24 protein-coding genes are annotated in these 22028 nt (G+C 62.9%); 2 read left to right on the top strand and 22 right to left on the bottom strand.

What is annotated here, in order from left to right:
* Positions 1-21 precede the first annotated feature (21 nt).
* From acpS to L0U84_RS14530, 21 genes are all read right to left on the bottom strand, one after another.
* Entirely contained in the window at positions 22-489 is a 468-nt protein-coding gene (gene acpS, locus L0U84_RS14430; protein WP_233850714.1) for a holo-ACP synthase, read from the bottom strand.
* A gap of 24 nt (positions 490-513) precedes the next feature.
* Positions 514-1278: a pyridoxine 5'-phosphate synthase gene (gene pdxJ / locus L0U84_RS14435; RefSeq protein ID WP_233850716.1), complete on the bottom strand. Its 765-nt coding sequence runs from the start codon at positions 1276-1278 to the stop codon at positions 514-516.
* Positions 1275-2180: a DNA repair protein RecO gene (gene recO / locus L0U84_RS14440; protein WP_233850718.1), complete on the bottom strand. Its 906-nt coding sequence runs from the start codon at positions 2178-2180 to the stop codon at positions 1275-1277. Before recO ends, pdxJ begins: the two co-directional genes overlap by 4 nt.
* A complete protein-coding gene (era, locus tag L0U84_RS14445) occupies positions 2167-3066 on the bottom strand; it encodes a GTPase Era (protein ID WP_233850720.1) in 900 nt (299 codons plus the stop codon). Before era ends, recO begins: the two co-directional genes overlap by 14 nt.
* A gap of 54 nt (positions 3067-3120) precedes the next feature.
* Positions 3121-4404: a ribonuclease III gene (rnc, locus tag L0U84_RS14450; protein WP_233850722.1), complete on the bottom strand. Its 1284-nt coding sequence runs from the start codon at positions 4402-4404 to the stop codon at positions 3121-3123.
* Positions 4405-4600: 196 nt separating this feature from the next.
* The gene (gene lepB, locus L0U84_RS14455; RefSeq protein WP_233850724.1) at positions 4601-5494 is read right to left on the bottom strand and encodes a signal peptidase I; all 894 of its coding nucleotides are present in this window, start codon (positions 5492-5494) and stop codon (positions 4601-4603) included.
* A gap of 18 nt (positions 5495-5512) precedes the next feature.
* Complete coding sequence (lepA, locus tag L0U84_RS14460) at positions 5513-7306, bottom strand: translation elongation factor 4 (protein WP_233850726.1); 1794 nt, start codon at positions 7304-7306, stop codon at positions 5513-5515.
* A gap of 210 nt (positions 7307-7516) precedes the next feature.
* A complete protein-coding gene (locus L0U84_RS14465; RefSeq protein ID WP_233850727.1) occupies positions 7517-7789 on the bottom strand; it encodes a glutaredoxin family protein in 273 nt (90 codons plus the stop codon).
* The gene (locus L0U84_RS14470) at positions 7786-9309 is read right to left on the bottom strand and encodes a DegQ family serine endoprotease (protein WP_233850728.1); all 1524 of its coding nucleotides are present in this window, start codon (positions 9307-9309) and stop codon (positions 7786-7788) included. The genes L0U84_RS14465 and L0U84_RS14470 overlap by 4 nt, the downstream gene beginning before the upstream one ends.
* Positions 9310-9346: 37 nt before the next feature.
* On the bottom strand, positions 9347-10387 hold the full coding sequence (locus L0U84_RS14475) for a MucB/RseB C-terminal domain-containing protein (RefSeq protein WP_233850729.1): 1041 nt from the start codon (positions 10385-10387) through the stop codon (positions 9347-9349).
* A gap of 4 nt (positions 10388-10391) precedes the next feature.
* Complete coding sequence (locus L0U84_RS14480; protein WP_129958178.1) at positions 10392-11006, bottom strand: sigma-E factor negative regulatory protein; 615 nt, start codon at positions 11004-11006, stop codon at positions 10392-10394.
* A 93-nt stretch (positions 11007-11099) separates the two neighbouring features.
* On the bottom strand, positions 11100-11699 hold the full coding sequence (gene rpoE / locus L0U84_RS14485; protein ID WP_006051939.1) for an RNA polymerase sigma factor RpoE: 600 nt from the start codon (positions 11697-11699) through the stop codon (positions 11100-11102).
* 101 nt (positions 11700-11800) lie between these two features.
* Positions 11801-12298 carry a hypothetical protein gene (locus L0U84_RS14490; protein WP_326491176.1) on the bottom strand — a complete coding sequence of 166 codons (498 nt, stop codon included), beginning with the start codon at positions 12296-12298 and terminating at the stop codon, positions 11801-11803.
* A 14-nt stretch (positions 12299-12312) separates the two neighbouring features.
* Positions 12313-13551, bottom strand: a complete 1239-nt coding sequence (gene fabF, locus L0U84_RS14495) for a beta-ketoacyl-ACP synthase II (protein ID WP_062127833.1) — start codon at positions 13549-13551, stop codon at positions 12313-12315.
* Between the two features lie 250 nt (positions 13552-13801).
* Positions 13802-14041: an acyl carrier protein gene (gene acpP, locus L0U84_RS14500; RefSeq protein WP_004197638.1), complete on the bottom strand. Its 240-nt coding sequence runs from the start codon at positions 14039-14041 to the stop codon at positions 13802-13804.
* A 151-nt stretch (positions 14042-14192) separates the two neighbouring features.
* Complete coding sequence (fabG, locus tag L0U84_RS14505) at positions 14193-14942, bottom strand: 3-oxoacyl-ACP reductase FabG (protein WP_129958176.1); 750 nt, start codon at positions 14940-14942, stop codon at positions 14193-14195.
* 114 nt (positions 14943-15056) lie between these two features.
* Positions 15057-15992, bottom strand: a complete 936-nt coding sequence (gene fabD / locus L0U84_RS14510) for an ACP S-malonyltransferase (protein WP_233850730.1) — start codon at positions 15990-15992, stop codon at positions 15057-15059.
* A gap of 118 nt (positions 15993-16110) precedes the next feature.
* A complete protein-coding gene (locus tag L0U84_RS14515) occupies positions 16111-17100 on the bottom strand; it encodes a beta-ketoacyl-ACP synthase III (protein WP_233850731.1) in 990 nt (329 codons plus the stop codon).
* On the bottom strand, positions 17100-18206 hold the full coding sequence (gene plsX / locus L0U84_RS14520; protein WP_233850732.1) for a phosphate acyltransferase PlsX: 1107 nt from the start codon (positions 18204-18206) through the stop codon (positions 17100-17102). The genes L0U84_RS14515 and plsX overlap by 1 nt, the downstream gene beginning before the upstream one ends.
* Before the next feature lie 123 nt (positions 18207-18329).
* Positions 18330-18509 (bottom strand): 50S ribosomal protein L32, encoded by a 180-nt coding sequence (gene rpmF / locus L0U84_RS14525; RefSeq protein WP_006401275.1) that lies wholly within the window; start codon positions 18507-18509, stop codon positions 18330-18332.
* Positions 18510-18611: 102 nt separating this feature from the next.
* Positions 18612-19268 (bottom strand): DUF177 domain-containing protein, encoded by a 657-nt coding sequence (locus L0U84_RS14530; protein ID WP_233850733.1) that lies wholly within the window; start codon positions 19266-19268, stop codon positions 18612-18614.
* A gap of 306 nt (positions 19269-19574) precedes the next feature.
* Between L0U84_RS14530 and L0U84_RS14535 the strand changes: the two genes are divergently transcribed.
* A complete protein-coding gene (locus L0U84_RS14535) occupies positions 19575-20189 on the top strand; it encodes a Maf-like protein (protein ID WP_233850735.1) in 615 nt (204 codons plus the stop codon).
* Positions 20186-20905, top strand: a complete 720-nt coding sequence (locus L0U84_RS14540; protein ID WP_233850737.1) for an SAM-dependent methyltransferase — start codon at positions 20186-20188, stop codon at positions 20903-20905. The genes L0U84_RS14535 and L0U84_RS14540 overlap by 4 nt, the downstream gene beginning before the upstream one ends.
* Positions 20906-21020: 115 nt before the next feature.
* On the opposite strand, the gene L0U84_RS14545 is transcribed toward L0U84_RS14540, so the two are convergent.
* Positions 21021-22022: a S49 family peptidase gene (locus L0U84_RS14545; RefSeq protein ID WP_233852028.1), complete on the bottom strand. Its 1002-nt coding sequence runs from the start codon at positions 22020-22022 to the stop codon at positions 21021-21023.
* Between the last annotated feature and the right edge of the window lie 6 nt (positions 22023-22028).

A 22028-nucleotide genomic window follows, 5' to 3' on the forward strand; every position in this document is an offset into this window, starting at 1 on the left:
CTGCGGTCGCGTTCAACGTTTTTATTCGGTGGCGGACTGAGCGGACGAAGCCCGCGACGCCGACGCGCCAGACGAGGCTTGCGCCTCGCCCTCCCGCTGCGTCTCGGCGATCACGAACGACACCGCGTAGTCGCGTTCGTCGCTGATCGTCACGCGCGCCGTGATGCGGCGCGCGGCGAGCCAGTCGGCCAGCTCGCCGGAGGCGACCACCATCGGCTCGCCGCTCGGCCGGTTCAGCGTCTGCAGCGCGCGCCAGGTCATCGGCCAGTGCATGCCGAGGCCGATCGCCTTCGAGAACGCCTCTTTCGCCGAGAAGCGCGTCGCGAGAAACGCGAGGCCGCGCGCCGCCGAACGGGCCTGGCGCGCGTGGTAGACGCGTAGTTCGTCGGGGCCGAGCACCTTCTCGGCGAAACGGCCGTTGGTGCGAGTCATCACCGCCGCTACGCGGCTCACCTGAACGATGTCGGTGCCGATGCCGTAGATTGCCATGCGTGCGTCCGTCGCGAGATTGCGTTACGCGCGCGCGCCGAGACGCGCGGCGACCATGATCGCCTTCATCTCGCGCACCGCGTTGTCCCAGCCCGCGAAGATCGCGTGCGCGACGATCGCATGGCCGATGTTGAGTTCGACGATGCCGTCGATCGCCGCGATCTGCTGCACGTTCGTGTAGTGCAGACCGTGGCCCGCGTTCACTTTGAGGCCGAGCGTCGCGCCGAATTCGACCGCGCGCACGATGCGCTCGTATTCGCGCTGCTGCTCCGCGGGATCGTGCGCTTCTGCATAACGGCCGGTGTGCAACTCGATCACCGGCGCACCGGCTTCGTGTGCGGCGCGAATCTGCGTTTCGTCGGGGTCGATGAAGAGCGACACGCGCGAGTTCGCGTCCGCCAGTTGCTTGCACGCGGCGCGCACCGCCTCGAACTGTCCGGCGACGTCGAGGCCGCCTTCGGTCGTCAGTTCCTCACGCTTTTCCGGCACGAGGCACACGTCATGCGGTTGCACTTCGCACGCGATGTCGAGCATTTCAGGCGTGACCGCACATTCGAGATTCATGCGCGTTTTCAGCAGCGGTCGCAGCTTGTGGACGTCGGCGTCGACGATATGCCGACGGTCCTCGCGCAGATGCAGCGTGATCGCGTCGGCGCCCGCTTCTTCGGCCATCAGTGCGGCGCGGATCGGATCGGGATAGGACGTGCCGCGCGCGTTGCGCAGCGTGGCGACGTGGTCGATGTTCACGCCGAGGTCGATCACGGTCGGCGAAGTCAGGAAGAAGCTCATAAGTTCTGCAGGTCGATCAGGATCTGGCGGGTCGCAAGCGGCGCGCCGCCGAGATAGGTGTTGAGCAGGAAGCGCATCAGCGTTTTGCTTTGCGCGACGGTCTGCGCTCGATGGTAATCGTCCTTTTCCATATCGAGCAAGGTTTGTCCCGACACCACCGGCCACTGCGCGGGCCATTCCTCCGATGCCTCGCGCACGCCGCGCTCGGGATCGAACACGTAGCGGCCGTCGGCGAGCACCGCTTTGCGGGCGACCGTGCGATCGAGCGCCATCGCGTACCCGGTCTCGCGCAGCAGCACGCGTTCGAATGAGCGCAGCACCTGCACCGGCGGCTCATCGTGCGCGAGCCGCGTGAGCGTGACGACGTAGTGATGGAACAACTGCGGATGCGGGTCCTCGCGCGCGCAGAAGCGCACCAGCAATTCGTTGACGTAGAAGCCGCACAAGAGCGCGTCGCCGGTCAGCGGCAGCATCCCGCCGACCCACTCAGCGCCGGTCAGCGTGCGCATTTCGGACTTGCCCGACCAGGCGAGCGACAGCGGCTGGAAGGTTTGCAGCACACCGCGCAGCGCGGAGTGTGGGCGCTTGGCGCCCTTTGCGACGAGCGCGAGACGGCCGTGATCGCGCGACAGCACGTCGATGATCAGGCTGGTCTCGCGATACGGGTAGCTATGCAGCACGAACGCCGGCTGCTCGGCGATCCGGTAGTCGGATGTAGAGGCGCGCGGCGAGCGACGCGCCGGCGTCTTGCGTGGCTCGCCGTCGTCGGCGGGCGCACTTTTCGCGGTTTTTGCAGGGGCCGAGGATTTCCTCGCGCTACGCGAGGGCCGCGACGGCTCGTGCTCCGGTTGGTCCGGAACCTCGTCTGAATTCAGCGTCATCCACGCGTCATTCGTACCCATACGCACGAAGCCCGGCTTCGTTGTCGGCCCAGCCGCTCTTCACCTTGACGAAGGTTTCCAGGTACACCGGCCCGTCGAACAGCTTCGCCATGTCGAGGCGCGCCTCGGTACTGATCTGCTTCAGCTTCGCGCCCTTCTGGCCGATGATCATCGCCTTGTGCATGTCGCGATCGACGAGAATCGTCGCGAAGATACGGCGCAGCCGCCCTTCGGTTTCGAACTTGTCGATCAGCACGGTGCTGGTGTACGGCAGTTCGTCGCCGGTCCAGCGGAAGACTTTCTCGCGCAGGATTTCGGCGGCGAGAAAGCGCTCGCTGCGATCGGTCAGGTCGTCCTCGCCGTAGATCGGCGCGCCTTCCGGCAGGAACGGCTTGATGGTCGCCATCAAACGCTTGATGTCGTCGGTATTTTTCGCCGACAGAGGCACGATCTCGTTGAACTCGCGCAGCGTGCTCATCTGCTGCATGAACGGGAACAGCGAGTCTTTATCCGACACACGATCGAGCTTGTTCGCGATCAGCAGCGTCGGCGCCTTCGGCGGGATCAGGTCGAGCACCCTCTGGTCGTCAGGGCCGAAGCGGCCCGCCTCGATGACGAACAGGATCGCGTCGACCGAGGTCAGCGTCGACGTGACGGCGCGATTCAGCGAGCGGTTCAGCGCGCCGCTATGTTTGGTCTGGAAACCGGGCGTGTCGACGAAGATGTACTGGGCATCTTCGAGCGTATTGATGCCGGTAATGCGATGGCGCGTGGTCTGCGCCTTGCGCGATGTGATGCTGACTTTCTGGCCGACCAGCGCGTTCATCAGCGTGGACTTGCCGACATTCGGGCGGCCGACGATCGCGACCATGCCGCAGCGAAAACCAGTGGGAGTGGGAGCGTTCATATTCGGACTACGGCAGGTTCGGTTCGGCACGCGCGAAGCACGCGCCGATGGCAATCAATGGCCAGCATCGGCGACGCGCGTGTGCACCGCGTCGGCGACGCCGGGTTCGTGTTCGGCAGGGGCCTGAGCCGGCGGCACAACCGGCACGGACGCGGCGGTTACGCTCGATGCGGCGGTGCCCGGCGCGGTTTCGCGGCTGCGCTGACGCTCAGCGCCGCGAGCGTGTGACGGTGCGTCGGTCTTGAGGTCGGGGGGTTTGTCCGCTGCGGGTTTTTCGGCCGGCTTGTCGACAGGTTTCTCGCCCGCGTGGACCGAAACCTTGTCGGCCCTCTCCGCCTTGTCGGGCTTCTCGGCGCGTTCCGGCCTGTCCTGTCCGCTGTACTCCACATGCGCGGCACGGATCATGGCCAGCGGCGCCCCGGCCGCACCCGGCGCGGCACGCTCGGTTGCGGGTCTTTCAGCGGCTGATTTGTCCACCGCGGACCTGTCCGGATGGGCTTCCGCCGCGGCGGTCGCTCGCCCTTCGCCGCGCGGCGCCGCCTTGCGATCCGGTGTGCGCAAATCCAGTGCGGCCTGCACGCCGGTCACGCCCGGCACGATTTCCTGCTCGGCGTTTTTCGCGGCGCGCGCACCCTTCGAACGCTTCGACTTCGCGACCACTGCGGGCGCCGCGGCCATCACTTCGTCGAGCGCTTTCTTTGCGGCCGCCTGCTCCGCCGCGCGTCGGCTCGCGCCCGAGCCGGACACCTTGACGTCCAGCTTTGGCACCGTGCATTCGACTTCGAACTGCTGATTGTGCGCCGCACCATGGGTGGCGACGACCGTATAGGTGGGCAACGCAATCTTGTGACCCTGCAGATATTCCTGCAGCAGCGTCTTCGCGTCCTTGCCGAGCGTACGCGGGTCGATATGATCGAGGATCGGCACGTAAAGGCGCTTGATGACCGTTTGGGCAGCCTCGAAGCCACCGTCGAGGAAGATCGCACCGAGCACCGCTTCTAGCGTATCCGCGAGGATCGACGGCCGGCGGAAGCCGCCGCTACGCAACTCGCCCTCGCCGAGGCGCAGGCCCTCCGAAATATTGAGTGCCTGAGCAATCTCGTAGAGGGACTGCTGTTTGACCAGATTGGCGCGCACGCGCGACAGGTCGCCTTCGTCGAGTTTGCCGAAACGTTGGAACAAAAGCGCAGCCACCGCGCAATTCAGAACGGAATCGCCGAGAAACTCGAGCCGTTCGTTGTGCGTGGAGCTATGACTGCGGTGTGTTAAAGCCTGGCGCAGCAATTCCGCATTGCGAAATTCGTAGCGCAAACGGCTTTCCAACGGAGATAGGGGCATGGGCAGAGTATAACGCGGGCGCCTGACCCGGCGGAAACGCGGGGCGCCAGCGGAAAAAGCGTGGTGAGGCGACGTTACCGCGAGTTCTTAAAGTAGCATGACAACACGCCGCGACCGAGATAACCGGGTGCCGGTTATTCGCGCGGCGTGTGTGAAGCGCTCATGCAGCGCTCATGCAGCGATCAATGCTTGCGACTCACTGGAAAGAGCCGATGCGTCGCAGATCGCTGAAGTTCATCCAGATGAAAAATGCGCGACCGACGATATTGCGTTCAGGCGCAAAACCCCAGTACCGGCTATCTGCGCTGTTGTCGCGGTTATCGCCCATCATGAAGAAATTGCCCGGCGGCACTTTGCAGATCACGCCGCGCGCGTTGTACTGGCAGTTGTCGCGATAGGGATAATCTTCCGCACCAACGATGAACGGCGGCACCGCCGGGTTATTCAGAATCGCGTTCTTGCGGCCGTCGATATCTTCCTGGAACTGCTTCGCATAACCGAGTCGCTCTTCGTCGAGATAATCGGGCAGCGGCGTTTCGGCCACCGGCTTGCCATTGATCGTGAGCTTCTTGTCCTGATACTCGATCACGTCGCCCGGCAGGCCGATCACGCGCTTGATGTAATCGACCGATTCGTCCTTCGGATAACGGAACACCACCACGTCGCCGCGCTGGACCGGACGGCCCTGCGTGATCTTCGTGTTAGTGATCGGCAAACGAAGACCGTATTCGAATTTGTTGACGAGGATGAAGTCGCCCACCACCAGCGTCGGCACCATGGAGCCCGACGGGATCTTGAACGGCTCGACCACGAACGAGCGCACGACGAACACCACCAGAATCACCGGGAAAAAGCTCGCCGTATATTCGAGCCACCACGGCTGACGCAGCTTGTCGTCACGCAGACGCGCGCGCGTTTGCGCGGCGTTTTCATCGGCGAAACGCTCGCCGATGCGTGCCTGCTGACGATCGAATTCGGCAACCGCGGCTTCCGCATCGCGGCGCCGCTTCGGCAGGAAAACCAGTTTGTCCGCGACCCATGCGACACCCGTCAAAACGACGAGCACAAAAAGAATCAGCGCAAAATTCATAGGGTTCCGTTATTCAACTTATTTGTCTTCGACACGCAGAATAGCGAGGAAAGCCTCTTGCGGGATTTCGACCGAGCCCACCTGCTTCATTCGCTTCTTGCCTGCCTTCTGCTTTTCCAGCAGCTTCTTCTTCCGCGTAATATCACCGCCGTAGCATTTTGCCAGCACGTTCTTACGCAACGCTTTAATGTTTTCGCGCGCAATAATGTTCGAACCGATCGTGGCCTGAACCGCTACGTCGTACATCTGACGCGGAATCAGCTCGCGCATTTTCGCTGCCACTTCGCGGCCGCGGTACTGGCTTTGCGAGCGATGCACGATAACCGACAGCGCATCGACCTTGTCGCCGTTGATCAGCATGTCGACCTTCACGACGTCGGAGGCGCGATATTCCTTGAACTCGTAATCCATCGATGCATAACCGCGCGAAATCGACTTCAGACGGTCGAAGAAATCGAGCACGACCTCGCCCATCGGGATTTCGTACGTGAGCTGGACCTGACGACCGTGATACTGCATGTTGATCTGGTTGCCGCGCTTCTGCGTACACAACGTGATCACCGCGCCGACGTAGTCTTGCGGCATGTACAGGTTCACGGTAACGATCGGCTCGCGCACTTCCTCGATCTTCGGTGGCTCCGGCATCTTGGCCGGATTCTCGACCATCAGGGTCGTGCCGTCGCGCTGCAGGACTTCGTAGACCACGGTCGGCGCCGTCGTGATCAGGTCCATGTCGAACTCACGTTCGAGACGTTCCTGCACGATTTCCATGTGCAACAGACCGAGGAAGCCGCAGCGGAAACCGAAGCCGAGCGCCTGCGACACTTCCGGTTCGTACTGCAGCGACGCGTCGTTCAGCTTGAGCTTTTCGAGCGAGTCGCGCAGCGCGTCGTACTGGTTCGCTTCGACTGGATAGAGGCCCGCGAACACCTGCGGCTTCACTTCCTTGAAGCCCGGCAGCGGCGCGGCCGCCGGCTGGCTCACCAGCGTAACCGTGTCGCCGACCTTCGCCGCGGCGAGTTCCTTGATGCCGGCGATGATGAAGCCCACCTGCCCCGCCGACAGCGATTCGAGATTCTTCGATTTCGGCGTGAACACGCCGATATGTTCGACCGGATACTGCGCGCCGGTTGCCATCAGCCGGATCTTGTCCTTCGGACGCAGCGTGCCGTTGACGATGCGCACGAGCATCACGACGCCGACGTAGTTGTCGAACCACGAGTCGATGATCAGCGCCTGCAGCGGTGCTTCCGGATCGCCCTTCGGCGGCGGCACTTTCGCGATCAGCGCTTCGAGCACGTCTTCGACGCCGAGGCCGGTCTTCGCGCTGCAGTGCGTCGCGTCGGTCGCGTCGATGCCGATCACGTCCTCGATCTCGGCGATCGCGTTTTCGGGGTTCGCCGCCGGCAGATCGATCTTGTTCAGCACCGGCACCACTTCGACGCCGAGTTCGATGGCCGTGTAGCAATTGGCGACGGTTTGCGCCTCCACGCCCTGGCTCGCGTCGACGACGAGCAGCGCGCCTTCGCACGCGGACAGCGAGCGGCTGACTTCGTACGAGAAGTCGACGTGCCCCGGTGTGTCGATCATGTTCAGGTTGTAGACCTGCCCGTCGCGCGCGCGATATGACAACGCGGCGGTCTGCGCCTTGATGGTAATACCGCGCTCACGCTCGAGATCCATCGAGTCGAGCACCTGGGCTTCCATCTCGCGGTCGGACAGACCGCCACAAATCTGGATGATGCGATCGGCGAGCGTCGACTTGCCATGGTCGATGTGCGCAATGATCGAGAAGTTACGAATATGATCCATTCAGTGCCGATCAAGCGAAAAGGCGCGCCCGGACAATAGCGGAGCACGCCTTGTAAGTAGGTGAAAATCCTATCTATTTTAGCCGAAAAGGCCATCGGCCGGCGCATCTTGCTAAGTGCGGCCAGAAACACGGCCTAGAGGATGCGAGAATTTACCGCGTGCGTTGCGGTGAACCACCGCAAAATCACGCCTGGATTGCGCGGATACGTATCAGGATGCCGCCGCTACACGCGATGCATGCGCGGCCAATGCCGCCCGCACGCGCGTTTCGTCGAGATGGTAGTGGCACAACTCGACGCCATCGCAAACCAGCACCGGTACCAACTCGTTGTAACGTGCTTCGAGCGACGAATCGCTGTCGACGTCGATCACCGTCAGTTGCACGCCGAACTCGGCCAGCAACGGCTCGAGCGCGGCGCGCATGTCCTCGCACAGATGGCACCACGCGCGCCCATAAAGCGTGAGCGATGCCGTCTTCGTCATTTCTGCGCGCTGCGCGGGCGGATCGGCACAAACTGCGTGTTGTCGCCGCGACGAACCAGCAACGCGACCATCTTCTGCGAATCGAGGTGCGACGTCACTTCGTCGAACTGCTTCGCGCTCGTCACATCCGTATCCCCGACCCGCAGGATAATGTCGCCCTTTTGAAGCCCGACACGCGCGGCCGGACCGTCGACCGCGTCGATCTGCACGCCGTTCTGAATCTTCAGCGCTTTCTGCTGATCGGCGGGAATGTCGCTGACCGCGATGCCGAGCGCGTTAGTCGCGCGCTGCTTCGGCGGCTGCGGTTTCTTCTGATCCGCCTTCGCGACCTTATCCGGCTGCATTTCGGCGATCGTGATCGACAGATCGCGCGTTTGACCCTTGCGCCAGATCGTGATCGATGTCTTCGTGCCCGGCTTCGTATCGCCGACCATGCGCGGCAGGTCCGTCGCGGTGTCGACCGAATGACCGTTGAACTTCAGGATGATGTCGCCCGGCTGCACGCCGGCCTTGTCGGCCGGGCCGCCCGGCTCGACGCTGCTGACGAGCGCGCCCTGCGCCTTCGGCAAACCGAGCGAATCGGCGACGTCCTTCGTCACTTCGCCGATCGCCACCGCGATGCGGCCGCGCACCACCTTGCCCGAACTCTTCAGCTGGTCGGCCACGCGCATCGCTTCGTCGATCGGAATCGCGAACGAAATGCCCATGAAACCGCCGGTGCGGCTATAGATCTGTGAATTGATGCCGATCACTTCGCCCTGCATGTTGATCAGCGGACCGCCCGAGTTGCCGGGATTGACGGCGACGTCGGTCTGGATGAACGGCAGGTAGTCGCCGGTGTCGCGCCCCTTCGCGCTGACGATACCGGCCGTTACGGTGTTTTCGAGACCGAATGGAGAACCGATCGCGACGACCCATTCGCCGACGCGCACCTTGTTCGAATCGCCGATCGTGATGGTCGGCAGATTCGACGCGTTGATTTTCACGACCGCGACGTCGGTTCGGTCGTCGACACCGATCAGCTTCGCCTTGAATTCGCGTTTGTCGGTCAGCGTCACGTAGATCGTGTCCGCGTCGTCGACGACGTGCGCATTGGTCATCACGTAGCCATCAGCCGACAGGATGAAGCCCGAGCCTACCCCGCTGTTCTGTTCGGCGTCGGTGTTGTCCGGTGAATCCGGGCTGCCGCCACTACCGCCGCCACCACCTCCACCCCCACCGCCGTTATCGCCCCCGTGCGGCGATTGCGGCGACTGCGGCATCGGAATCCCGAAGAAACGCCGGAAGAACTCCGACATGTCGCCGTCGTCCATACCCGGCGGCAGGCCGCCGCGAGAACTACCGTTCGACACGCGTGTTGTCGTGCGAATGTTGACGACCGCCGGGCCGACCTTGTCGACGAGGTCAGTAAAGTCGGGCAGATTGGCAGCGGGAGCCGCCGATGCCATATGCGGCACAAGCGGCAAACACGCCGCCACCACTACGGCCGCGAGGAATTTGCGCACCGAGAAAGTCGTCATATCGTAGCAAGCCGAGGGATTTCAGGATTCGGAAGGGTTACTTCGGAGCTTTGTATTCTATGGCAGACGCGAACTGCTGCAATGTGGTTTGGGGCACCTCACCGAGCAGGGTAATCCAGAAGTCGCCCTGACGCTTGACCAGTACGTGCGTTGCGCCGCTATCGCCCGTGCCCTCCTTGCGCGTATTGTTCTCGACCGGCTCGACGAACACCGAAATCGCCGCGAGGCCGTCGGAAAACACGGCCTGATCGACCGGGATCGGCGGCTGCCCCGTCTCGCGCGACGCCATCGGGCGGCGCAACTGGCGAATCATGTGGAAGCCCGGAACCGACGGCGTGATCTGCCAACCCTGCGCGGCCATGTCGACCGGCTCGACGGGCGGACGCACGACGGTCCAGCCCGCGAGATTGCGAATGCCGTTGACAATGCCCGTCTTGTCGACCGGAACACCGATGCGAACCTGCGAAAACGACAGCTGCTCGAGTACCTGGCCGCTCGGGTCGAGAGTCTGAGCGCGCAGCAGCAGACCGGTTTTTTTGTCGGCCCATAGCTTGTACGCAAAGCGATACGAGTCTTTGGGATCGAGTTCCATCACCACACTGTCGACGCCCGCGACGCGGTCGTCGCCAAGCATTTTCGGCTCGTAGACGGACAGTACCTGCTCGCCGTTCACGGCCAGCAGCGCAGGGAACGAGTCTTTGTTCTGCCGCTTTTCGAAGACTACGATACGCCGCTCGGGCACGAACGTGTACATGTCGTCGTTATGCCGCAGCATTTTGCGCGGCTTGCCGTCGAGGCTCTCGAGCTGCTCGAACTCGCCGTCCGCATGGGTGGAGTAGTGCGCGATGTGCGACGTCTGCACGAAATTGCCGCGCTGATAGACGAACGCGCCCTCGTAATTCTGCTGCTGGGCAGCCTCGTGGATGCGGTCGAGCAGTGCCGCGGCCGTGCGACGGACGACGGCCGGATCGTCTTGTGCGAAGACCCGCGGTGTGGCGGACAACAGCACGGCTGCACAGAACAGAAATGCTGGCAACCGCCCCCAGATAGTCGTTTTATTGAACCGCGGAGTCTGCATCAAACTATTGGCCCTGCGTGGAGACTGAGGCAGCGCGAATGACCGGCATCGAGCCTGCCATCACCGGTTGTTGCGCGAACTGCTGATGAGCTTCGAGGTATTGATCGAGGCTCGCGTCGCGAATGATGTTGGCGTCTTGCGCGGGCACCGAAGCCATGGCGACACGCTGCACCGTATCGCCGTGCGATTGGAGCGAAGCGAGCTGGGCACCCGGACCACCCGGCACGCCCTGCAGCTGCGGCACGACGATCCAGGTCAACGTTGCGGCGGCGGCAGCGACGGCAAAAGCCGGCACCACCCGTCGACGCAGCCCGAGCAGGCGGCGCGTGACCGACGCGGACGCGGCTGCTGGCGCAAGCACATGCGGCTCGCTTTCGAGACGCGCGGCAAAGCCGCTCAGAAAAGCGCTGCTCCGTGCGGGACTGACTGCCAGATCATCGGAACGCAGCGCGTCGCCGATCAGGTGGTAGCTCGACCAGGCGGCGCGATCATCGCCGTCCAGCTCCGCAAGAAACTTGTCCAGATTCAGATGCTCTTCGCCGAACAGTTCACCGTCGACGAAAGCGGACAGACGCTCGCCGTGCGAGCTCGCTTGCGACTGCATCGAGACCGACCCCATGATGCTCCCCATCTTCCAAATATCCCGTAGTGACACCACTAATCCAGATATTGCACCGCTGCCCCGCCAAGCCGGCTGGACGCTCAGAAACGTCTACCAGCGCTTGCCTTCGGGTGTGTCAAGCAACGGTCGCAATTTTGCCGCAATGGCTTCGCGAGCGCGGAAAATTCGTGATCTGACTGTACCAATTGGACAACCCATCATCTCAGCGATTTCCTCGTAGCTCAAACCCTCAATTTCTCGAAGAGTAATGGCGGTGCGCAATTCTTCCGGTAAAACCGCCATCGCAGCATTGACCGTTTCGGCGATCTGCTTGCTCATCAACATCGACTCAGGCGTGTTGATATCCCTTAGTTGGTCGGCGTCGGAGAAAGTTTCAGCTTCTTCAGCATCCGCTTCGGTCGAGGTCGGCGCGCGCCGGCCCTGGGTGGCAAGGTAGTTCTTCGCGGTATTGACCGCAATCCGGTACAACCACGTATAAAACGCCGACTCGCCGCGAAACTGCGGCAACGCGCGATACGCCTTGATAAAAGCGTCCTGCGCGACGTCTTCGACTTCGGCGGGGTCCCGCACGAGACGCGAGATCAGCCGGAGAATCTTGCGGTGGTATTTGGAGACCAGAAGCTCGAACGCGGCCTTGTCGCCCTTCTGAACGCGCTCGACCAGCACCTGATCAATTTCTTTTTCGCTCACCTGATAAATCCGTTAACTATAGGGCGCATGGCGGGGGACCATTGTAGCGTCCCCCTCTTGAGGGCACGTTACTACGGTAACAGCGGTTACAGTCGTTACAGTCAGGCGCCGGCTGCACGCCGGCCCAGCACGGAAAGTTCGCGGAAAACGGTGGGCGGCGACGCGTCGGCGGTGAGCAGCAGGGAGCGCATGCGGCCGCGCCTTTGACCACCCTCGGGCTCGATCGCAAGCACCAGCAAGCGGCCGCTCCACTGCGCGCACCCGACCACGCGGCCTCGTGCGAGCAACACGCCCGCGTGGTTCCAGGCGGAAATCTCGCCGATCCCGACATGCAGCGCGACGGGTTGCGCCGCCTCATGCCTCGCCGCGCACAGCGCGAGCAGCGCTGCGACGGCGAGCGTCAACGGAGCGGTCTGCCACGCGCCCAACCGCGGCGCGAGACAGGTATAGACGGCTAACGTCACAATCAGCACGAACGCCCCCAGCGCGGCACGCATTGCGACCGAACGACGCAGCGCAATCCGCTGGGCCGCGCTGCCCAATGTTGCCGGCGTGGGGGAAAGCGCCGGCGAAGCCGGCGTCGTGAACTGACTCGTCACCCGTGGTCAGGCGATCAGGCGCGCTTGAACACCAGCGTGCCGTTCGTGCCGCCGAACCCGAACGAGTTCTTCAGCGCGACGTCGATCTTCATGTCCCGCGCGGTGTTCGCGCAGTAATCGAGATCGCAGGCCGGGTCCTGGTTGAAGATGTTGATGGTCGGAGGCGAAACCTGGTGATGCACGGCGAGCACCGTGAACACCGACTCCAGACCGCCGGCGCCGCCCAGCAGGTGACCCGTCATCGACTTGGTCGAGTTGACGACCATGTCCTTTGCGTGGTCGCCGAACGCCCGCTTGATACCGGTCGTTTCCGCCAGATCGCCGAGCGGCGTGGACGTGCCGTGCGCGTTCAGATAGTTCACCTGATCGCCGTTGATACCCGCGTTCTTCAATGCGGCGAGCATGCAGCGGCGTGCGCCGTCGCCGTCTTCGAGCGGCGCGGTCATGTGGTACGCATCGCCGCTCATGCCGTAGCCGCCGATTTCCGCGTAAATCTTCGCGCCACGCGCCTTCGCGTGCTCGTACTCTTCGAGCACCATCACGCCCGCACCTTCGCCGAGCACGAAGCCATCGCGGTCCTTGTCCCACGGACGGCTCGCGGTCGCCGGATCGTCATTGCGTTGCGACAGCGCACGCGCCGCCGCAAAGCCGCCGATACCGAGCGGCGACACGGTCGATTCCGCGCCACCGGCGATCATCACGTCGGCGTCGCCGTATTCGATCAGGCGCGAAGCTTCGCCGATGCAATGCAGACCGGTCGTGCACGCGGTGACGATCGACAGATTCGGACCCTTGATGCCGAACTTGATCGACAAGTGGCCGGAGATCATGTTGATGATCGAAGCCGGCACGAAGAACGGAGAAATGCGACGCGGGCCGCGATTGAGCAATTCGGTCTGGGTGATTTCGATCATCGGCAGACCGCCGATGCCCGAACCGACCACCACGCCAATTCGCTCCGAGTTCTCGTCGGTGACTTCGAGGCCGCTGTCCTGCATCGCCTGGATGCCCGCAGCCACGCCGTAGTGGATGAACGTATCCATGTGGCGCGCTTCCTTACCGGGGATGTAGTCCTCGATATTGAAGCCCTTCACCTCGCCGGCGAAACGAGTCGAGAAGTTCGACGCATCGAACTTCGTGATATTGGCAATCCCAGACTTGCCGGCGACCAGATTGGCCCAGCCATCGGCAACATTATTGCCAACAGGCGAAATCAGCCCCAGGCCTGTAACAACAACACGACGGCGGCTCACGGTAACCCCTTTTTCATAGATGACAAAAAGCAAAAGCCACAGCGGCCACAGGAATCGCCCTGTGTGCCCTGTGGCTGTTTAAGTCGGCAATCGCGCGAAAGTTGCGCTGTCAACATCGCTGGCTCCTGACGGCCAAGCGGCGCGGCGCATGGTGTGCCAATGGACACGCCCCATAGCGCCGACCCTGCTGGCGCCGGCAAACGGCAAGGCGTCATGCGCGGCCCGTGCAGAAACGCAGGCGCGAATGACCTTAGGCCTTGACGTTCGCGCGAGCGTAGTCGATCGCTTGCTGAACGGTGGTGATCTTCTCGGCTTCTTCATCCGGAATTTCCATGCCGAATTCGTCTTCGAGGGCCATCACGAGCTCAACGGTGTCGAGCGAGTCGGCGCCGAGATCGTTCACGAACGACGCTTCGTTCTTGATTTCCGCTTCCGCAACGCCCAGTTGTTCCGCGACGATCTTCTTGACGCGCTGTTCGATATTGTCCATTACCCCTCCAAGGGAAAAGAAGTTCAAAAATACAGGTGCGCGCATTTTATCAGGTTTGACCCGGCAAAAAAGCGGCGCTTCGGGTTCCTGTCAACGCTTGCGCCTCATGCTTCTGCAAACACATCAAGGCGCGGATAGTAACCGAATTTGGTTACTGCATATACATGCCGCCGTTCACGTGCAGCGTCGTGCCGGTGATGTAGCCCGCTTGCGGCGACGCGAGGAACGCGACCGCGTGCGCGATGTCTTCCGGGCTACCGAGACGGCCGAGCGGAATCTGCGTTTTCAGCGCGGTCTGCTGCTCTTCGGGCAGCGCTTTCGTCATATCGGTATCGATGAAGCCAGGCGCCACGCAATTGACCGTGATGCCGCGGCTACCGATTTCACGCGCGAGCGCGCGCGTCATGCCCGCCACGCCGGCCTTCGCGGCCGCATAGTTGATCTGCCCAGGGTTGCCTGCCGAGCCGACCACCGACGTAATGTTGATGATGCGGCCGCCTTTCGCTTTCATCATCGGACGCAGCACCGCGCGCGACAGGCGGAACACCGACTTCAGGTTGGTGTCGATCACCGCGTCCCAGTCGTCGTCCTTCATGCGCATCGCCAGTTGATCCTGCGTGATGCCGGCGTTGTTCACCAGCACGTTGAGCGCACCGAATTCCTTGACCGTGCCGTCGATCAACGCCTCGGCCGCGGCCGCGTCGTTGACGTCGAGCACCGCGCCGCGGCCATTCACGCCCGCCGCCTTGAACGCTTCGCTGATTGCAGCCGCCCCGCTTTCGCTCGTCGCGGTACCGATCACCGTAGCGCCCTGATGCGCGAGTTCCATCGCGATCGCACGGCCGATGCCGCGCGATGCGCCCGTCACGATTGCGATCTGCTTGTCGAGAGTCTTTTCCATCTGTCAGTCCGGATGCCCTTCAAATAGGGCTGATTGATTCTTGTTGATTCGTCTGTCGGGAGATGCCGCGCCAGCGAGACGCTGCCCTGTCGACACGCGCTGGCGAATGCGCGCTCAGCCCGCCGTCACGAGCTTCAGCGTTTCTTCGAGCGATGCCGGATCGAACACCGACGCGCCGACCAGATTGCCGTCGATGCGCTTGGTCAAACCCGCAAGGACCTTGCCCGGACCGCATTCGATCACGTGCGTGACGCCCTGCGTGGCCATGGCCTGCACGCATTCGACCCAGCGCACCGCACCAGCCGCCTGGCGCACCAGCGCGTCCTTGATCCTGGCCGGCTCGTTGACCACGGCGACGTCGACGTTGTTGATGACGGGAATCGACGGCACCCGCACGTCGATGCTCGCGAGGTATTCGCGCAGTTGATCCGACGCGGGCTTGAGCAGCGACGAGTGGAACGGCGCCGACACCGGCAGCGGCAGCGCGCGCTTCGCGCCCTTCGCCTTCGCGACTTCGCAGGCCTTCTCGACCGCGGCTTTGTGGCCCGCGATCACGACTTGCGCCGGAGCGTTGAAATTGACCGCTTCGACGACGCCCGCCGGCGATGCTTCCGCGCAGACCGCGCGCACCGTGTCGTCGTCGAGGCCGAGAATCGCGGCCATGCCGCCTTCGCCCACCGGCACCGCGGTTTGCATCGCCTGCGCGCGGAAACGCACGAGCGGCACCGCGTCGCGAAACGCCAGCGCCCCGGCCGCGACGAGCGCCGTGTATTCGCCGAGGCTATGGCCGGCGACGATCGCCGGCGCCGGGCCGCCCGCCTGCTGCCACGCGCGATAGACAGCGTAGGCCGCGGTCAGCATGACCGGCTGGGTGTTGGTGGTGAGATTGAGATCTTCGGCCGGGCCTTCAGCGATCAGCTTGCCGAGGTCCTGGTTGAGTGCGTCGGACGCTTCCTGGACCGTCTCACGCACGATTGCGTGATCGGCGAATGCGTTGAGCATGCCGACCGCCTGCGAACCCTGCCCAGGAAAAACGAACGCGAATTTCATATCGTCCCCAAATTCTGTTTAATCGGATGTGACGGCCGGCCGCGGCTGCCAGATGACGCGCGGGATTACGCCGGCCGCGCGGGCGCCGGCCGCGGCGCCCTGCGATGCGTCGTCGCGCTCAGTAGCGAATGACCGACGCCCCCCACGTGAAACCGCCGCCGACGCCTTCGATCAGCACGTTGTGGCCGCGCTTGATGCGGCCGTCGCGTACCGCGACATCGAGTGCAAGCGGAATGGACGCCGCCGACGTATTGCCGTGCTCGCCCACCGTGACGACCATGCGCTCCTGCGGCAGACCGAGCTTGCGGCAGGTGCTCTGCATGATGCGGATATTGGCCTGATGCGGAATCAGCCAGTCGACCTGCTCGGGCTTCAGATCGGCTTTTTCCAAAGCTTCGATCGCCACCTTCTCGAGCACGTTGACGGCGAGTTTGAACACAGCCTGACCGTCCATGTGCAGGAACGCGCTGCCGGCGACCACGCCGCCGTTCACGTTGCCCGGTGTGCAAAGAATGTTCGAATGGCTGCCGTCCGCGTGCAGCGCGCTCGAGAGCACACCCGGTTCGTCGGAGGCTTGCAGGATCACCGCGCCGGCCCCGTCGCCGAACAGCACGCAGGTGGTGCGGTCGTTGAAATCGAGAATGCGCGAGAAGGTTTCCGCGCCGACCACGAGCGCCGTGCGATGCTGGCCGCTGCGAATCAGGCTGTCCACCGTCGCCACTGCATACGCGAAGCCGGAGCAGACCGCCTGCACGTCGAACGCGGCGCCGTGGTTTTTGATACCCAGCTTGTTCTGCAGCAGGCAGGCCGTGCTCGGGAACACGAAGTCCGGAGTGGAGGTGGCGACGACGATCAGGTCGATCGACTGCGGATCAATGTCCGCCGCTTCGATCGCGCGCTGCGAAGCGATCAACGCGAGGTCGCTGGTCGTGACGTCCGGTTCGGCGAAGTGACGCGCATGGATGCCCGTGCGCGCGACGATCCATTCGTCGCTCGTCTCGACACCTTGCCTGGCGAGACGCTCAGCCAGATCCTGATTGGTGACGCGGTTGGGCGGCAGACAGCTGCCGGTGCCCAGCACGCGGGAATAGATAGTGGATTGAGCCATTATGCCTTCGAGGATTGCGCAGCGTAGGGCTCGGCCGGCTGGCCTGCGATCGGGCTTGCGTGACCCGCACCGCTTGCGTCGCGCGCCGCCTGTTCGAGAGAACCCGCATTCTCTTCCATCGCTCGCGCAAGGCGCTCCAGCACGCCGTTTTTGACGGCATCATACCCGCGTTTGATGGCCCACTCAAACGCGTAGGCATCGGCGGAACCGTGGCTTTTGATCACGAGACCGCGCAAGCCGAGCAGCGCGGCGCCGTTGTATTGCCGATGATCGACGCGTTTCTTGAAGCGCATCAATACCGGCAACGCAAGCACCGCCATCACCTTGGTCAGCCACGACCGGCCGAACTCTTCCTTGATGATGTTCGACAGCATTTGCGCGAGACCTTCCGACGTCTTCAGCGCGACATTGCCGACAAAGCCATCGCAGACGATTACGTCGACGGTGCCCTTGTAGATGTCGTCGCCTTCTACATTGCCGTGAAAGTTCAGTGTACTCGCACGCAGCAGTTCGCCGGCGCGTTTGATGATGTCGTTGCCCTTGATGACTTCTTCGCCGATGTTGAGCAGGCCGATGGTAGGCCGCTCTTTTCCCTCGAGCGCGGACACGAGCGCGTGCCCCATCTCGGCGAACTGCAGCAGATGCTGCGGCTCGCAGTCGACGTTGGCGCCCAGGTCGAGCATCATCGTATAGCCGGTGGGATTTGGCAGGGCAAACGCGATGGCCGGGCGTTCGATGCCCGACAGCGTTTTCAGCACATAACGCGAGACCGCCATCAACGCGCCGGTATTGCCGGCAGAAATGCAGGCCTGCGCCTCGCCTTCCTTGACGCGGTTCAGCGCCACGCGCATCGACGAATCTTTTTTCTTGCGCAGCGCGACCTCGACCGGATCGTCCATCGCGACGACCTCGGTAGCAGGCACGACGGTCAGCGCCGGCAGATCCTGAGCCCTGAGCTTCTTCAGCTGCGCACGAATCGCACTTTCAATGCCGACGAGCAGCAACTGCGCATCGGGATGCGAACGAACGAAGTTGACGGCAGCGGGAACGGTCACGGACGGGCCGTGGTCGCCTCCCATGCAATCTATCGTGAGCTTTACTGTCATGGAGTGCGACGAATTTCAGACACAAAAAAGCGGCAGTTGAATGCCGCCTTTTTGCCGAACCGGGAAAATGTCAAGCGAGCCGATCGCTGCGCGAAACGCCACAGGGCGCATCGCAGTCAACGATTAGTCGTTCTTCGTCTTGACGACTTTCTTGCCGCGATAGTAGCCGTTCGGGCTAATGTGGTGACGCAGATGCACTTCGCCCGTGCTCGGCTCAACGGCCAGCGGCGCTGCCGTCAGGAAATCGTGCGAACGGTGCATGCCGCGCTTCGACGGCGACTTCTTGTTTTGTTGAACTGCCATGACTAAAACTCCAAAAAATTTTCCGAATTCTAACACAGCCCGATACGGACTTAACCACTGGCCGAATGGCCAATGCGCCCGCATCGCGCCCCCTGCAACTGTTCAGTGCTTCTTGCCGCCCGGCTCGTCGCGCTTCAGACTTTCGAGCGCCGCAAACGGGTTGCGCCGTTCGCCAGACTGGTCCGGCTCGCCGACATCGCCGGCTTCGTCCTGCGCGGCTTCGTCGCCCTCGCCTTCGCTGCCGTCCGCACCCGAGACAAGGCTCTCGTGCACTTCAGGACAAACCTCGTGTTTGGGCACGAGCGGCAAGGAAAGCAGCAACTCTTCTTCGATCAAGTCGATGAGATCGAACTGGCGCGAGCCCACGATCACCTCGACTTCATCCTCGTCGAGCGGAAACTCTTCGGCTTCCGCCTCCGTATTGACGATCCGGTAAGTTGCATCGACGTTGAACGCCTGCGAATACGGCGTCAAGCACCGCTGGCATTCGAGCCACGCCGCACCGTGAATCGCCAGCCGCAGATAAGGCTGGGGACCTTCGGTGCCGTCGTCCTGCAATTCCGGCTGCGTCGTCCCTTCGGCCTGCCATGTGAACGCGGTGTCGCGATCTGGCGCTTCCGCCGGGACTTCGTTTAACATGCGCGGCAGTTGCGAGACGCGCACGACACCCGCGGCCTGACGTCCGTTCCGCGTGAATTCGAACAGATCGAGCTCATGCGGGTCGGACAGACCTGCAGGATTGCCAGGATGTTGAGTCATGTGCGCTCCTGCGTCGGCAAGCATTTTGCCGGGGTGATTCGCGAAGGACGATCAGATCCGCCGCGAAGGTAATCCGGTGTGCGAGGTAGCCTGTGGACCACGACTGTTGCGTTCAACCTTGCTGTGCCTTCTCAACCTTCCGACTGCCGAAAGCCGCTGAACGCGCCGAGACCCTTCAAGCGCAAGCATACCGTGAAAAGCCCGAAATCATATCCGTTTTGTCTTTTCGAGTCAAACACTTAAGCTCGTACGCGCGCGAGCCTCGCCCGACGCCGTACGACCCGCCACTTCCGTTGCCCGCAAACCATGTCTGATTACTCCAAACGCCCGCCACGCCTGATTCTGGCGTCGAGTTCGCCGTATCGCCGCGAGCTGCTCGAACGCCTGCGGGTGCCGTTCGACGTCGTCGTGCCTGCGATCGACGAAACCCCGTTTGCCGGCGAAACGCCCGAAGCAACCGCGCTGCGGCTCGCCGAAGCCAAAGCCCGCGCGGTCGCTCAAGGCCTCGACGACGAACGCGCGCTCGTGATCGGCTCCGACCAGGTCGCCACTTACGACGGCCTGCAGATCGGCAAGCCCGGCACCCACGACAGGGCGCTTGCGCAATTGCAAGCGATGCGCGGCCGCGACGTGCTGTTCCACAGTGCGCTGTGCCTGTTCGACAGCGCGACGGACAGCGCGCAAACCGTCGACGTGATCACCCGGGTGCGCTTTCGCGACCTCCCGGACGCCGCGCTCGACGCCTACCTGCGCGCCGAAACGCCGTACGACGTAGCCGGCAGCGCCAAATCCGAAGGACTTGGCATCGCACTGCTGGAAGCCATCCATTCCGACGACCCAACCGCGCTCGTCGGCCTGCCGCTGATCGCGCTGTCGCACATGCTGCTCGCGGCCAACTACCCGCTTCTGGGGGCACGATGAACGGCACGCTCTATCTGATTCCGAATACGCTCGGCGAAGGTGACGCAAGCGCGCTCGAGTTGGTGCTGCCCGCGCCCGTGCGCGCCCGTGCGGCGTCGCTGCACTATTACATTGGTGAAAACGCCAAAACCACGCGCGCGTTCCTGAAAAAAGTCGGCACTGACCGGCCGATTCAGGAAATCGAAATTCGCGAACTGAACGTCAATACGCCCGCTGGGGAAATCGACAAGCTGCTTGCCCCGTTGCTCTCAGGCACCGACGCAGGACTTGTCTCCGAGGCCGGCTGCCCGGCGGTCGCGGACCCGGGCGCGCTGCTCGTGCGACGCGCGCACGAGCGCGGCGTGAAGGTCGTGCCGCTGGTGGGGCCTAGTTCGATTCTGCTCGCGCTGATGGCATCGGGGCTGAACGGCCAAAGCTTCGCATTCCACGGTTACCTGCCCGTCGACGCCGCCGAGCGCGCCAAACGCCTGCGCGATCTCGAACAACAGTCGCGAAAGAGCCGGCAAACGCAGATCTTCATCGAAACGCCGTACCGGAATCGCGCGTTGCTCGATACGTTGCTCGCGAGCTGCGCGCCGTCGACGCTCGTCTGCGTCGCGGTTGACCTGACGCTGCCGAGCGAAACGATCGCCAGCCGGAGCGTCGCCGACTGGAAAAAGAAGCCCGAGGTCGACCTGCATAAGCGGCCGGCGATTTTTCTGATTCTGGCGGTCTGAGCGCAGGCACCGGCCAGGCAGCGAAGGCCTGGTCGCGCCCGGAACCCGCACACAATGACAAAGCCCGCGCGATCGACCCATGTCGATCGCGCGGGCTTCTTTTATTACTACGAGCTCAACGCAGATTCATTTTCGCGCCGAGCGCCATCGCCCGAACCGCTCCAGCGCCGACCGCCGCACCGAATTTGCGGGCAACACGATCCGTAATGCTTTCTTTTACCGTGTAATCAACGATATCTGGCGCCTTGAAGATATCACGCGCGACGTAATCCGCATCGCCAAACCCGTCCGCGAGACCCAGCTCGACACTCTTCTGCCCGGTCCAGAAGAGACCCGAGAACATATCGGGTGTCTCATGCAGCCGCTTGCCGCGCCCCTGACGCACCGCATCGATGAACTGCGCGTGGATCTGATCGAGCATAGCCTGTGCATGTTCGTCCATCTTCGGCGTTTCAGGCGAGAACGGATCGAAAAAGCCTTTATTCTCACCCGATGTGTGCAGCCGGCGCTGAATCCCGAGCTTGTCCATCAGGCCGGTGAATCCGAAGCTGTCCATCAGCACGCCAATCGAACCGACGATGCTCGCCTTGTCGACATAGATCTTCTCCGCTGCCGCGGCCGCGTAATATCCGCCGGACGCGCACATATCGCCGACCACGACATACAGCGGAATAGACGGATATTTGCCGCGCAATCGCCGAACTTCGCTGTTGATAATGCCCGCCTGCACCGGACTACCGCCAGGACTGTTGCAATAAAGAATCACCCCGGCGGTATTGGAATCTTCGAACGCGGAATCGAGCGCAGTGTTGATATCTTCGGCGTTCGCATTCGTATCCGACGAGATCTCGCCATCAAGCGAAATCATCGCCGTATGACGGCCGGTCGTGGCAACGCGCTCGCCCGAGAAACTCAACGCACCCCACACCGCGAGTGCCAGCACGGCGAGAAACACGAAGCGGAAGAAAATCCGCCAACGCCGCGCGGCGCGTTGCTCGTTGACCGCTGCGAGCGCGATGCGCTCAAGCGCGGCCCGCTCCCAGCCGGGCTGGTCGGCGGACGCACGGGAGCGGCCTCCCGAGGCAGGGTCCTTTTCGGGGGTCAAATTGTCGGACATGCGAAC

The organism is Paraburkholderia sp. HD33-4 (assembly GCF_021390635.1).
In the GTDB taxonomy this organism is placed as follows: Bacteria; Pseudomonadota; Gammaproteobacteria; order Burkholderiales; family Burkholderiaceae; genus Paraburkholderia.

Bases quoted from the DNA above. Each gene is read 5' to 3' on its own strand.
- recO (WP_233850718.1), bottom strand. From the start codon at position 2,180: ATGGGTACGAATGACGCGTGGATGACGCTGAATTCAGACGAGGTTCCG.
- acpP (WP_004197638.1), bottom strand. From the start codon at position 14,041: ATGGACAATATCGAACAGCGCGTCAAGAAGATCGTCGCGGAACAACTG.
- fabG (WP_129958176.1), bottom strand. From the start codon at position 14,942: ATGGAAAAGACTCTCGACAAGCAGATCGCAATCGTGACGGGCGCATCG.
- L0U84_RS14480 (WP_129958178.1), bottom strand. From the start codon at position 11,006: ATGGGGTCGGTCTCGATGCAGTCGCAAGCGAGCTCGCACGGCGAGCGT.
- L0U84_RS14535 (WP_233850735.1), top strand. From the start codon at position 19,575: ATGTCTGATTACTCCAAACGCCCGCCACGCCTGATTCTGGCGTCGAGT.
- lepB (WP_233850724.1), bottom strand. From the start codon at position 5,494: ATGAATTTTGCGCTGATTCTTTTTGTGCTCGTCGTTTTGACGGGTGTC.
- L0U84_RS14545 (WP_233852028.1), bottom strand. From the start codon at position 22,022: ATGTCCGACAATTTGACCCCCGAAAAGGACCCTGCCTCGGGAGGCCGC.
- acpS (WP_233850714.1), bottom strand. From the start codon at position 489: ATGGCAATCTACGGCATCGGCACCGACATCGTTCAGGTGAGCCGCGTA.
- L0U84_RS14540 (WP_233850737.1), top strand. From the start codon at position 20,186: ATGAACGGCACGCTCTATCTGATTCCGAATACGCTCGGCGAAGGTGAC.
- rnc (WP_233850722.1), bottom strand. From the start codon at position 4,404: ATGCCCCTATCTCCGTTGGAAAGCCGTTTGCGCTACGAATTTCGCAAT.
- L0U84_RS14475 (WP_233850729.1), bottom strand. From the start codon at position 10,387: ATGCAGACTCCGCGGTTCAATAAAACGACTATCTGGGGGCGGTTGCCA.
- lepA (WP_233850726.1), bottom strand. From the start codon at position 7,306: ATGGATCATATTCGTAACTTCTCGATCATTGCGCACATCGACCATGGC.
- L0U84_RS14515 (WP_233850731.1), bottom strand. From the start codon at position 17,100: ATGGCTCAATCCACTATCTATTCCCGCGTGCTGGGCACCGGCAGCTGT.
- L0U84_RS14470 (WP_233850728.1), bottom strand. From the start codon at position 9,309: ATGACGACTTTCTCGGTGCGCAAATTCCTCGCGGCCGTAGTGGTGGCG.
- L0U84_RS14530 (WP_233850733.1), bottom strand. From the start codon at position 19,268: ATGACTCAACATCCTGGCAATCCTGCAGGTCTGTCCGACCCGCATGAG.
- pdxJ (WP_233850716.1), bottom strand. From the start codon at position 1,278: ATGAGCTTCTTCCTGACTTCGCCGACCGTGATCGACCTCGGCGTGAAC.
- rpmF (WP_006401275.1), bottom strand. From the start codon at position 18,509: ATGGCAGTTCAACAAAACAAGAAGTCGCCGTCGAAGCGCGGCATGCAC.
- era (WP_233850720.1), bottom strand. From the start codon at position 3,066: ATGAACGCTCCCACTCCCACTGGTTTTCGCTGCGGCATGGTCGCGATC.
- fabD (WP_233850730.1), bottom strand. From the start codon at position 15,992: ATGAAATTCGCGTTCGTTTTTCCTGGGCAGGGTTCGCAGGCGGTCGGC.
- L0U84_RS14465 (WP_233850727.1), bottom strand. From the start codon at position 7,789: ATGACGAAGACGGCATCGCTCACGCTTTATGGGCGCGCGTGGTGCCAT.
- plsX (WP_233850732.1), bottom strand. From the start codon at position 18,206: ATGACAGTAAAGCTCACGATAGATTGCATGGGAGGCGACCACGGCCCG.